The sequence below is a fragment of the Sphingobacteriaceae bacterium GW460-11-11-14-LB5 genome, assembly GCA_002151545.1.
GTDB lineage: Bacteria > Bacteroidota > Bacteroidia > Sphingobacteriales > Sphingobacteriaceae > Pedobacter.
The window spans coordinates 2,368,567-2,381,117 of the sequence record CP021237.1; the positions used below are offsets into that span (position 1 = coordinate 2,368,567).

Below are 12,551 nucleotides of genomic sequence, written 5' to 3' on the forward strand. Positions count from 1 at the left end.
TCATAAGAGAAATGGAAAATCTATTCTTAAAAAAACTTCGGGTAAAATCTGGTGATGTGATTAAGATAGTTAATGCTCCGGAGCAGGCGGGTGCTATATTTGGCGATATCCCTTCAGATATTACGATAAAATATAATGGAGATGAAACTACGTTTAACGCATTGGTCGCTTTTGCCATAAACAAAGATCAGCTCGACCAGCAAATTAAAAACAATCTGGATTATATTGATGCCAGGACCATTATCTGGATATGCTACCCTAAAAAAACGTCAAAAATCAAGTCTGATCTTGATCTGATGAAAAGCTGGGAAGAATTGAATACATTCGGCTTAACACCATGCGCATCAGCAGCAGTAAACGAAACCTGGACAGCTTTGCGTTTAAAACTCATTGCTGAAGTAAAACCATCCGGAATGCGGAACGACCATATTAAAACCAACGAGTTTGGTGAATATATCGATCCGGTGAATAAAATAGTCAAACTCCCTGAAGATTTAAAAACCCTTTTGGAAAGCCATCCTCAGGCATTCGATTACTTTAATCAGCTCGCTTATACCCACCGCAAAGAATACGTGCTTTGGCTTTTATCTGCAAAACAGGATAAAACGCGTGCAGGCAGGCTCGAAAAAACTTTAGAGATGTTATTAAACCATAAGAAAAATCCGTCAGACAAGTAGGATTTAAACCACTACATCACAGCTCCGAATTTAGATTTTGTATAGAATACTAGACAAAAAATGGTAAGATCTTAAATCTAAAGTAACTTTTTTGTGAAATAATTTTACACCCCTAATCTTCTGATAACATGCTATTTGTAAGAAAAATTATGCTTTTGGCAGGGTTTTTTCTTAGTCCGTTCAAAACAGTACGATATAAAAACTGTTAAGAGACTAATATTTACAAAATAGAAAAACATGAATACAAGAATTACTAAATCAACAATGTTGATTGCTTTATTAGGTTTATCATCACAATTATTTGCACAGGAAACACCAACCAGCACCAGTGCTGCAGGCCGTTTCTCTCCTACTCAATTCCGTACCTGGTCTATAGGTGTTCATGGAGGTTTATTAACCCCAAGAACTATTTTTGGCAATTCGAACCATCAATTCGAAACGCCGGTTGAGCACATCGGTTACGGTGGTTACATTAAAAAACAAATTTTGCCATCATTGGGTATCCAAGCCGATTTCTTAGCTGGTAAAGTTGAAGAATTAAGAGCTGCAACTGGTACAGGTACTTTTATTCCGAATACTGGTTACAAAACCAATATCCAATGGTCGGGTGCTTTATCTGCCGTTTGGAATGTAGCAAACATCAGTATCAATCAGGAAAATGCAGTACTTATCCCTTACTTAAAAGCGGGTGCTGGTTACATGTCATCAGGCGCTACGACTAACCCTGCCAATGTACAGGATGCCGGATATTACAGAGAAGGTTGGTTTGTACCAGTTGGCGCAGGTGTTAAATTAGGTGTTGCTAAAGGTATTAATGTAGATTTAGGTTACGATGTTAATTTTGTTAAATCAGCTAAATTTGATGGATTTAATGGTCCAACTAACGACAGGTTTGCCTATGCACATGCTGGTTTAGAGTTTGCCATTGGAGATAAATCAAAACCTCAGTTACAAAACTACAGCTCTTTGGCAAATTTAAACAAACAAACAGCTGAAGAAAGCGCTGAGTTAAGAAGAGCATTATCAACTGCTGAGCAAAATGCACAACGCGATAGAGAGCAATATGCGAAAGATTTGGGTGATGATGATAATGATGGTGTAGCCAATAAATTCGACAAATGTCCGGGAACAGCATCAGGTACTGTAGTTGATGGTTCTGGTTGTCCAATTAAAGTTCAACGCGAAATTATTAAAGAAACCAAAGTAATTACTGAGGCTGACCGTAAAGTGGTTAGAGATGCGATTTCTAATTTAGAGTTCGATTTAGGTAAATCAACTATCCGTTCTAAATCATATGCTACTTTAAACCGTGTTGCTGGTTTATTGGTAGAGAAAAACTTTAGCTTAAAATTAGCTGGTCATACTGATAATACTGGTAGCAGAGAGTTAAACTTACGTTTATCTAAAGACAGAGCCGAATCAGTAAAAGCTTATTTAGTATCACAAGGTGCTAATGCATCAAGAATTGAAGCTACAGGTTACGGACCTGACCAACCAATTGCAACAAACAAAACTGCAGCTGGTCGTCAACAAAACCGTCGTGTAGAGTTTACGTTATACTAATCGTAAATAGAGATTAACAAAAAGCTCCCCGGATTAATTTCCGGGGAGCTTTTTTATATATTCAAAGCACTGCGTCATGCTGAACTTGTTTCAGCATCTTTATTGGCAGAATGGACCCTGAAATAAATTCAGGGTGACGCCCTTTGTTAAGACAAGCCCTTCTTATTTTTATAAGTCATTTTGGCCTTTGTACCCGCGCTGTAATTGTAGTTTTTTAAATTACTGGCTTTCTTTTCATGAAAAGCAGCACCTCGTTCGGAAGTTTCGTCTTCTTCAGCACCCTTCTTTTTCTTCGGTTTCGCGGCTGCATCAACTACTTTCAAATCTTCAGGTAATTCCATTACTTCCAATTTCTGACCAATGGCTTGCTCAATTTTTTTCACCTCAATCAATTCGATATCGGTAGAAAATGTAATGGCCACCACATCTTCATCGCCATGTTTAACAATGCGCTGAATTAGTGTTTCTTTCTGCTCAGGTAATTCAAAATGCAGGATAAAAGGAATCCCTTCAATATTAAGTTCGCCTAAATTCTCGTTGGCTACAATTAAAACCCTTGCATCCGGATTATCTTTAAAGTCTTCAATATCATCATAACCTTTATCATCAAAAAACAGCGAACGGTAAATACTGATCTCCCCTTCCTTATGCTGATTAAAGTTCTTGTAAACTGTTTGTGCGGTTAAACGTGTATTGACAAAAACCACCACTTTATCAAAAACTTCGGTATCGTTTAATAATAAAGTTAACAGGTTAAGTTTGGTCCTGAAATTAGGCACCTGATAAAGCATCTGCTGATAAACTTCCGCTTGCTTTTCGCCAATTTCATCTACTTCAATTGTGGTAGTAGAATCTTTCATAAAAGGCGAAATCATATGGTTCAGTTTCTCGTGCATAACCTCAGTAAACACCACATGCTGAGACTTATAAGCGCTGTTGGCTAATTCTACAACCGGCAACTGTAAGCCTTTTTTAACAATAAGCTCTGCATTATCTACAATGAACAATTGTATTTTATTGGTATTTAAGGCTAATTTAAGGTACAATGCACGAGCCCGGTCAGGCACTGCAACAATAATATCACAGCCATCTGTAATCTCATTCATTTGTGTATCAACAGCACCACGGCTGTCAATTCCTAAAATCCTGAAGGTACTGTTCCGGTTCAATAATTTAAATTGCTCCAAAACATGATCTACATGTTCTGCATCTGGCACTAAAATTAAAGCTCTTGGTGCTTCCTCAAATGCATACTTCAACTTCATTAAAGTAGCTAAAACATAAGTTGTTGTTTTTCCCGACCCCTCTGGTCCTACCGCTATAACATCTTGTCCACCTAAAATGCGCGACATTGTTCTGGCTTGGATTTCTTTTGGCGTTAAAAATCCTGCATCAGTCATGGCCGCTACAAGTGGTTTGCTGAGTTTTAATTTATCTAAAGACACAATTACTATTTTAATGTTTGAACTGCAAATATCCTTAAAATAATTAGCTTTTCTGAAATTGAATTTAAAGGCTTCAAAACGGATGGGACAAGTTCCAGAATAAATTTGCTCGGTTTTCCAATTTATCCAATCAAAAATAAGCCATTTTTTAGCAGGTTTATTTGGCTAGAGCTTTCATTTCCAATAAAACAATCATCCACATGAAAAATTATTTTACTGAAAATGAATCAGTTGAAATATTTATTAAAATAAATACTACTAAATCTATAGATATTATATACTTATTTCTATATTTGCTCAACATTAATCATTAACAAAAAATATGTTGAACAATTAAACGCTAAAATGATGTCGATTTATTTTCAATACCCAGCTATAGATGACTATCCGAAACTCATTTATCCCTTACAAACCGGAACAGATGAACAAGCGTTTGCACAGGATGAAGATAGCTTAAATAAAGAACAGATTTTAGAATTAAGAGATTATTTGGCATTAAAGCAATTATAAAAACAGGGCCAGTTGACCGATTGGAAGGTTGGAGTTTCATAAACTCTTTACGATGGTTCGAATCCATTACTAGGCCGCAAAGTGTATCTCATAGCACTTTACCCTGATTCTGCTCAATCAGGCAAGATTTGGTTATCTTATATTTGTTTTGTTGTTAGCAAAGGCTATCCGCGATGGATAGCCTTTAATTTTTTAACTCTCCAGCAGCTCATCTCTTATTGCCTTAGATGGTATTTCTTAATAGTGAGTAATTATTAAGCAGTTTTGTTATCATTAAGGAGTTAAGAAAGTTAAGGTTTGGAAATGGGTTCTTTCATGTACTTAACCTCTTAAGGTGTGCGATATAGTGAAGCTTTGGCCCTTAAGGAATTCACAACAATTAAGTTAGACAGTATTTTTAAATTGTTTAGAAGCGCAATTGCAGTGCTCATCGTGAGGGCTTCTTCCTGCTGTCCGCTTCAATCTTTTTGGAAAAATTTCCGAAAATAGAACATAATGGTGCCAAAAAGTATTTCCGCTCCCATCAGGGCTATTGAGCAGATACAACGATTTAAAATGTCATTTCGCGGACAGTGAATAGGATAACATTTATTTTTTTTCAAAATCTCAAAACATTTTATTTCATTCTTGGTTATTTATATAATTCACATTATACTAATCTTTTACAGATTAATTTGTTTGGTTTAAAAAGGGATTTATGGATATAAATCCCTTTTCTTTTATGCAAATATTTTAAATCATATCTTAGCCCAATCAATATCACACCTATACTTTAGATGAACAGAAAACATTTCCTTTCTTCGTTTATTGCAGCCACAACTGTACTTCCTGCTTTTAAAACACTCGCCAATACCATTGAAAGTGAATCTTCGTCATTTAAAATTCCCCCGCATTTAAAACCTGGTGATTGTATTGGGATTACAAGTCCGGCAGGGTACATTACTCAAGCGCAAATCCAGCCTTCCGTTTTACAAATGCAGAGCTGGGGATTTACCATAAAAGTTGGCAATACCATTGGTAAACGCAATTTTACCTACGGCGGAACGGATGAGGAACGGCTAGCTGATTTTCAACAAATGCTTGATGATCCAACAATTAAAGCAATTATGTGTGCCCGCGGTGGTTATGGTTTTGTACGGATTATCGATAAATTAGATTTCTCTTCATTTAAAAGAAACCCAAAATGGATTATTGGTTTTAGTGACATCACCGTTTTGCATTGTCACCTGTCCAGAAATTATGGCATTGCCTCTATTCATGCTAAAATGTGTAATAGTTTCCCCGATGACTGGAGTAAAGCTGAACCCATACAGATTGAAACGATCCTATCTATTAAAAATGCAATAATCGGTGAACAAATGGGCTATATTGCTCCTGTTAATATCAATAACAGATTAGGCAAGGTTGATGGTGTTTTAGTTGGGGGAAACCTGAGTATTATCGAAACTTTGGCTGGTAGCGATTCCGATTTAGATACCAAAGGTAAAATCCTTTTCATCGAAGATACCGGCGAATACCTCTACAGTATCGATAGAATGTTATGGAATTTAAAACGCAGTGGCAAACTAAAAAACCTTAAGGGATTAATTGTTGGTGGCTTTAAAGTTAAACCTGATGATGAGGGGGAAGAATTTGGCAAAACTATTTATGATATCGTTCTAGAAAAAGTAAAGGAATACAGCTATCCTGTTGCTTTTGATTTTCCTGTGGGGCACCAGCGAAACAACTTCGCTTTAAAGTGTGGTGTAAACCATACTTTCATCGTAAACGAAACAGGCTCAACGCTAAGAAGTATTTAATTTCTAATGTTTTAGGGAAGTAATTTTAAGAAAAATGCAAGCCGGGTAATTGAACAGTTGATTAAATAATTTCGTATTTTTGATTTAAAATAAATGTTATGACTATAATCGCACATCCTAAAAATAAAAAGCAGGAGATTGCAATCGAGGCAGTTTTAAAAGCTTTAAATGTTTCTTTTCAAAAAGAAGAGGATAGCCCTTATAATCCTGAATTTGTAGAAAAGGTAAAAGCAAGATCAGTTAGTGCTGAAAAAGGTAATGTAATTAGGATTAAAGACCCCAAAAATATATGGGAAAGTATTTTATAGAAGTTGAAAAACTAGCAAAAAAAGACCTAGAAATACATTATAAATCTGGAGATAAGCCCTCAATCAGAAGAATCAACCAAATTTTCATTGAATTATCAGAACACCCGGAAATAGGAATTGGGAAACCTGAAAAATTAAAATTCGATTTATCTGGTTTTTGGTCGAGGCAGATAAACCGAAAAGACAGGTTGATCTATAAAATAGAAGAAAACATAGTTACTGTAACCATCATCTCAGCGCTTGGCCACTATGGTGATAAGTAACTGATTTTTCAATCAGAGTACAATAAAAAATTATATTAGCTAATTAAAATGTGCTGATCCTGATACACAAATCGCCGCAGCAATACGCATGACAAGCAATCCGCACGCTAAACGGTCTTCACTTCGTCTTCGCTATAATCCTTAATATCAGTAATATATCCGTTAATCAAAAGAAAATCAAACAAGGGTTTTGCTTCTGGTGTAACCGGCATATTTTCAGTGGTAATTACCTGATTGGTCTTTTTATCCAGGAAAGGATAAGCAAATAAACGCACATTGGTATTAAACATATCGTTCACGTAGCTTAATAACTGACCTGAATAATTTTCGCCGCTAAAGTTTTTAGCGTTGAATACAAATTTTAAGTTGTTGATGTTCGTAGCTAAACCAACACTTTTGGGTTTACACCTGGCCAGGTATTTAGCAAGACGGTTGTGTCGGGTAAAATTAGAAACGATAACAATATTCCCGGTATCGCACATTTCCTGAGCGCGTTTAGCCACTGCTTCTAAATCGATATCATCTGGCGTTTCTTGTGCATCGGTTAACACATTAGTTAATAAAACCTCTATCATTACCGCCAGGTTTCCTTCTTCTACTTTGTTTGTACGCTTAAACTGATCGGTGGCTTTATTAAACAGATTAAAGTTAGGTAATGATTTCTGACCGTATTTGGTCCTTAAAATCATGATATCCTTTTTATACAAAAGATCTTTAGCCTGGCGAGGGTGCGCATCCGAATCGAAAATCGCAGCTGCCGAGAAATCTTTCATAATCATATACAAATTAAGCAGAATATTGTCTACACCTGGAAAAGCCGGTCCTTTAACCGAAATCAGATCGATTTCTACCGAACCTATGGTTAAGTTATCGGCGAGCGATTCTACCATCAGTTTGGGATCCTGGTAATGGTAAAATGCAGCATAAAGTAAGTTTACACCAATAATACCCAAAACCCTTTGCTGCATGTTTACATCGGTATCCAGCAAACGCACATGAAAAAATATCTCATTAGGCAATCCTCCGGGCTCATTTTGGAAACGGATTCCAACCCAGCCATGTGGTTCGTTTGTACGTTTGTAATTTAGGGTTGTTACCGTATCTGCGAAGGCAAAAAAGGTACGGCTTTCGTATTTTTCGCCTGATAAACGTTCGTTAAGTAAACCAAATTCGTGATCGAGCATCTGTAAAAGCCTGTTCTGACTCACATAACGACCATTCGTCTCCGCTCCATAGATGGCATCGCTAAAAGTCATATCGTAAGCCGACATGGTTTTGGCAACTGTTCCGGATGCTGCACCAGCATTAAAAAAATTTCTTGAAACTTCTTGTCCCGCTCCTATTTCGGCAAAAGTGCCGTAAATTCTCGGGTCAAGATTTATTTTAAGTGCTTTACGCTTCGTATCCAGAATTTCTCTCTCCATGCCGCAAAAGTACAAAAAATTGAGATTAAGCTAATTTTAAGAATGTAACTTAAAATCAATCTAAATACTTAAGCAATGATATACCTCGCGACGCAACGTCATTTCTGCTGAAGCACAGTGAAATAGAGAACTCTAATGCCTTTATTCAACTATACAGATTTCTCCACTGCGGTCGAAATGAAGATTTTACTCCAAAAAAACAAGGTTAATGCCATCCAGCATTAACCTTATAAAACCTAAACTTAAACTATTATGAAACCTGCATCAATTCTCCATTACATCTACCTCAAATCCACCTGATGCAAGTCTCATAACCTTTGAAAAAACTAAACTATTATGAAAAATCCTCTCCCGAGAAAATCTTAATTACGATACTACAATTTCTTTGTGTTGCAATTTAGCATCGTCTTTTTTACTGATATTGATCGATAAAATACCGTCTTTATATTCGGCAGTAATGTTATCACCATCAGCGCTATCTGGTAAATTAAATGATCTTGCAAATGAGCTATAATCAAATTCTTTACGTGTAAAATCTTTAGCTACCTGGATTTCTTCTTTTTTAACTTCTGCCCAAACTGAAAGGGTATCTTTCTTTAAATTGATTTGAAAATCTTCTTTTTTCAAACCTGGAGCAGCTAACTCAATAACATACGCGGTTTCATTTTCATAAATATTCACATTTGGCGATTTATCAACCATTTTGTTTTTACTTACTGCATCGCTAAACAATGAATCAAAAACATTGTTAAAGTAAGGAGCTGTGTTACGGGTTCTGTTGTTAAAATTTACTAGTGTCATATCGCTTATTCTTTATTTTTTTTAATTTTTAAATTGATAATACACCTTATTCAACTTACATACCAAAGCAAATATTTATGATTTTTAAGACATTTTGGCAAAATAAATCCAAATCAAAAGACAAATTGGCAGAAATAAAGAATTTCTCAGACAAATTCAACTATAAAACCAATGTCCATTTGCGCTTTATTGATTTCGATATGATGGGTCATGTAAACAACTCGGTCTACTTTACCTATCTGGAAATTGCCAGAACTAAATACTGGGAAGAAATTATAAAGTGGGATTGGAAGAAAACAGGTATTGTAATCGCCCATGCTGAATTAGATTACATTCTGCCTATTGTAATGAATGATAAAATTGCCATCCATGTCAAAACATCGAGAATTGGCAACACGAGCTTCGACTTAGACTATCAGATTGTTAAAATAAAAGGAGCCGAAGAAATAATATGCAGTAAAGGAAAAACGGTTTGCATTGCTGTTGATTATGCAACAGGCAAACCAACTGAATTACCAGAAGAAGAGAAGCGAAAAATGTTAGATTTTGAACAATTAGCATGATAAAGTAATCGTCACCCTAAAAACAAGTTCAGGGTGACGAAAAAATTAATCAGGCATAATCTTCCCTGGATTTAATATCCCCTTAGGATCGAAAATATTTTTAATGCCCCTCATTAAATTCAGGTGGATTTCAGAATATTTAATTGGCATAAACTCCTTTTGCACCAGACCGATTCCATGTTCGCCCGATAATGTTCCACCCAAAGCAGTGGTTAATTCGAATATTTCAGCAATACCGAACTTAAGTTTATTTTTCCAGTCCTCATCACTCATGCCGGCTTTTATAATATTTACGTGTAAGTTTCCATCACCTGCGTGACCGTAGCAAACACTTTCAAAACCATATTTGGCACCAATTTCTTTAATTCCATTAACGAGTTTAGGTAAAGCTGCCCGCGGCACAACGGTATCTTCCTCTTTATACACCGAGTTTGATTTAACCGATTCGGCCATGGTTCTGCGCATGCGCCACAATTCTTCTTTTTGAGCAGCAGTATCAGCAAATAACACTTCCGTACAGTTGTGCTCTTCTAAAACAATATTGGTTTTCTCGCAGTTTTTAAAAATATCGTCCAAATCATCTCCATCAAACTCAATCATCAACAACGCAGCAACATCATCTTTTAAATCGAACTTAATATCATCGAATTTAATTACCCACTCCACTCCTTTCCGCTCCATAAACTCCAATGCCGATGGGGTTACCCCTGCCCTAAAAATTGCAGAAACAGCTGCGCATGCATCTTCATTAGTGCTAAAAGAGCCCATCATTAAAACAGACTGGCTCGGTTTTGGCAGTAATTTGGTCACGATTTTAGTCACCACAGCCAGTGTACCTTCTGATCCGATCATTAACTGCGTTAAGTTATAACCCGATGCATATTTTAAAGTATTGGCACCTGTCCATATAATGTCGCCATTAGGCAGAACCACTTCAAGGTTTAAAATATACTCGCGTATGGTTCCATATTTTACTACCCTCGGTCCACCAGAACCATGGGCTACATTGCCACCGATAAAGCAAGATCCTTTACTGCTTGGATCAACGGGATAGAGAAGTCCTTTTTCGGCTACCGCATTGATAAATTCCTCGGTAATTACGCCCGGCTCAACTGTAGCCTGCAGGTTTTCGGTATCAATATCAAGAATGGCCTTAAATTTCTCCATCGATAAAGAAATACCGCCATAAATCGGCAAAGCTGCACCGCTCAAACCTGTTCCACCTCCACGTGGCGTAACCGGTACATGGTGTGCATTACAGATTTTCAATAAAGCAGAAACCTCTTCGGGTGTTGTTGGCTTTACGACAACCTCTGGCTGATAACGCAAATCCTCGGTTTCATCATGACTGTAATTTTCTAAACTATCAGCATCAGTAAAAACTTTCTCTGCTCCAACAGCAGCTTTAATTTCTGCTAAAATTTCAGGATTTATCTTTGTAAAATTCATTTTAATTGGCTGATGTATAAGTAAGTTTAACAAAAGAATGTCCGATCTGGCCCGGCATTGGTGGATTTAATTTCTTCATACTCACCTGTACAGTTTCAACAAAAGGGTACAATTCAATTACTTTCAAAATGATATTCTTCAAAACGGTTTCTAAAAGCTTCTGTGTATGCTTCATTTCTCCGATAATGATAGCGTTCAAATCTTCATAATTAACAGTCTGCCCCAGTTCATCATCAAAACCTTGCGGTGTAAATTCTGTTTCAAGATCGACAACAAAATGATTTCCAATAAGTTGCTCTTCCGGATAATACCCATGTAAGGCAAAGCATTTTACATCTTTTAACGCTACGGTTTGTTTGAAATGGCTCATGTATGTTTTGTATGCTGCAAAATTAATTTTTTATTCATGAATATAATGCCCCTTGTCGTAAATTGTTACCTTTGAAATTAACGCGATTTCTTAACCAGATAACACGAAATTACATGAGCAAATCAGCAAAAAAGGACCTGTACGAGGCACCAGACTATTATTTATTAGACGAATTGTTAACCGATGAGCACAAATTAATCCGTGCCACGGCCAGAGATTGGGTAAAAAAAGAAGTAAGTCCGATTATTGAAGATTATGCGCAAAAAGCAGAATTTCCAAAACATTTAATAAAAGGTTTGGCCGATATTGGTGCCTTTGGCCCTACTATTCCGGTTGAATATGGTGGTGCAGGGCTAGATTATACAGCTTATGGCATTTTAATGCAGGAAATAGAACGGGGTGATTCTGGAATCCGTTCTACTGCATCTGTTCAGGGTTCATTGGTAATGTATCCAATTTATGCATATGGTTCTGAAGAACAACGTAAAAAATATCTCCCTAAACTAGCCAGTGGCGAAATGATGGGTTGTTTCGGATTAACAGAACCAGATCATGGTTCCAATCCGGGTGGCATGGTAACCAATATTAAAGATGCTGGTAGCCATTACATTTTAAACGGCGCAAAAATGTGGATCAGTAATGCTCCATTTGCCGATATTGCAGTGGTTTGGGCAAAAGACGAATCTGGAAAAATAAGGGGATTGATCGTAGAGCGGGGAATGGAAGGTTTTTCAACACCAGAAACACATCATAAATGGAGTTTACGAGCATCTGCTACAGGTGAGCTGGTTTTTGACAATGTCAAAGTACCCAAAGAAAATATTTTCCCTGAAATCAGTGGATTAAAAGGCCCCTTAGGCTGCTTAAATCAGGCCCGTTATGGTATTGCCTGGGGTGCACTGGGCGCAGCAATGGACTGTTATGATACCGCTTTACGTTATTCGAAAGAGCGTGTTCAGTTTGGGAAACCGATTGGCGGTTTTCAGTTACAACAAAAGAAATTGGCCGAAATGGTGACTGAAATTACCAAAGGTCAGCTATTGGTTTGGCGCTTGGGTGTATTGAAAAGTGAAAACAGGGCCTCAGCAGAGCAAATATCGATGGCGAAGAGAAACAGTGTGGAAATTGCACTCGATATTGCACGTAATGCCCGCCAAATGCTTGGTGGAATGGGCATTACAGGCGAATACTCTATTATGCGCCACATGATGAACCTGGAATCGGTTGTTACCTACGAAGGAACACATGACATACATTTACTCATTACCGGAATGGATGTAACCGGATTAAATGCATTTAAATAACAACAGGAAGACAAAGATTTAAGGATTTTCATGATACCTAAACCCATAAAATAGATAAGCAACAACTGAAGTTGG

12 protein-coding genes are annotated in these 12,551 nt (G+C 36.9%); 7 read left to right on the plus strand and 5 right to left on the minus strand.

Going from position 1 to position 12,551, the window contains the following annotated elements:
* The first annotated feature begins 11 nt into the window (after positions 1-11).
* Together CA265_09580 and CA265_09585 are read left to right on the plus strand one after the other, a co-directional pair.
* Positions 12-677, plus strand: a complete 666-nt coding sequence (locus tag CA265_09580; protein ARS39885.1) for a hypothetical protein — start codon at positions 12-14, stop codon at positions 675-677.
* A 237-nt stretch (positions 678-914) separates the two neighbouring features.
* A complete protein-coding gene (locus CA265_09585) occupies positions 915-2,240 on the plus strand; it encodes a flagellar motor protein MotB (GenBank protein ARS39886.1) in 1,326 nt (441 codons plus the stop codon).
* Between the two features lie 146 nt (positions 2,241-2,386).
* Here the strand turns inward: CA265_09585 and CA265_09590 are convergent, their stop codons facing one another.
* Positions 2,387-3,685, minus strand: a complete 1,299-nt coding sequence (locus CA265_09590) for an RNA helicase (GenBank protein ID ARS39887.1) — start codon at positions 3,683-3,685, stop codon at positions 2,387-2,389.
* Between the two features lie 1,286 nt (positions 3,686-4,971).
* Here CA265_09590 and CA265_09595 point away from each other — a divergent pair.
* The 3 genes from CA265_09595 (at position 4,972) to CA265_09605 (ending at position 6,565) form a co-directional block, all read left to right on the plus strand.
* Complete coding sequence (locus tag CA265_09595) at positions 4,972-5,994, plus strand: LD-carboxypeptidase (GenBank protein ID ARS39888.1); 1,023 nt, start codon at positions 4,972-4,974, stop codon at positions 5,992-5,994.
* A 98-nt stretch (positions 5,995-6,092) separates the two neighbouring features.
* Positions 6,093-6,302: a hypothetical protein gene (locus tag CA265_09600; protein ARS39889.1), complete on the plus strand. Its 210-nt coding sequence runs from the start codon at positions 6,093-6,095 to the stop codon at positions 6,300-6,302.
* The gene (locus CA265_09605; GenBank protein ID ARS39890.1) at positions 6,284-6,565 is read left to right on the plus strand and encodes a Txe/YoeB family addiction module toxin; all 282 of its coding nucleotides are present in this window, start codon (positions 6,284-6,286) and stop codon (positions 6,563-6,565) included. Before CA265_09600 ends, CA265_09605 begins: the two co-directional genes overlap by 19 nt.
* A 107-nt stretch (positions 6,566-6,672) precedes the next feature.
* On the opposite strand, the gene CA265_09610 is transcribed toward CA265_09605, so the two are convergent.
* Entirely contained in the window at positions 6,673-7,989 is a 1,317-nt protein-coding gene (locus CA265_09610) for a nicotinamide mononucleotide adenylyltransferase (GenBank protein ARS39891.1), read from the minus strand.
* Between the two features lie 366 nt (positions 7,990-8,355).
* A complete protein-coding gene (locus tag CA265_09615) occupies positions 8,356-8,790 on the minus strand; it encodes a heat-shock protein (GenBank protein ARS39892.1) in 435 nt (144 codons plus the stop codon).
* A 77-nt stretch (positions 8,791-8,867) separates the two neighbouring features.
* Here CA265_09615 and CA265_09620 point away from each other — a divergent pair, with 77 nt between their 5' ends.
* On the plus strand, positions 8,868-9,353 hold the full coding sequence (locus CA265_09620; protein ARS39893.1) for a thioesterase: 486 nt from the start codon (positions 8,868-8,870) through the stop codon (positions 9,351-9,353).
* A gap of 45 nt (positions 9,354-9,398) precedes the next feature.
* Here the strand turns inward: CA265_09620 and CA265_09625 are convergent, their stop codons facing one another.
* Together CA265_09625 and CA265_09630 are read right to left on the minus strand one after the other, a co-directional pair.
* The gene (locus CA265_09625; GenBank protein ARS39894.1) at positions 9,399-10,802 is read right to left on the minus strand and encodes an FAD-binding oxidoreductase; all 1,404 of its coding nucleotides are present in this window, start codon (positions 10,800-10,802) and stop codon (positions 9,399-9,401) included.
* 1 nt (position 10,803) lies between these two features.
* The gene (locus CA265_09630) at positions 10,804-11,172 is read right to left on the minus strand and encodes a dihydroneopterin aldolase (protein ID ARS39895.1); all 369 of its coding nucleotides are present in this window, start codon (positions 11,170-11,172) and stop codon (positions 10,804-10,806) included.
* A gap of 113 nt (positions 11,173-11,285) precedes the next feature.
* Here CA265_09630 and CA265_09635 point away from each other — a divergent pair, with 113 nt between their 5' ends.
* Positions 11,286-12,476, plus strand: coding sequence for an acyl-CoA dehydrogenase (locus CA265_09635; GenBank protein ARS39896.1), 1,191 nt, complete (start codon positions 11,286-11,288; stop codon positions 12,474-12,476).
* The last annotated feature ends 75 nt before the right edge of the window (positions 12,477-12,551 follow it).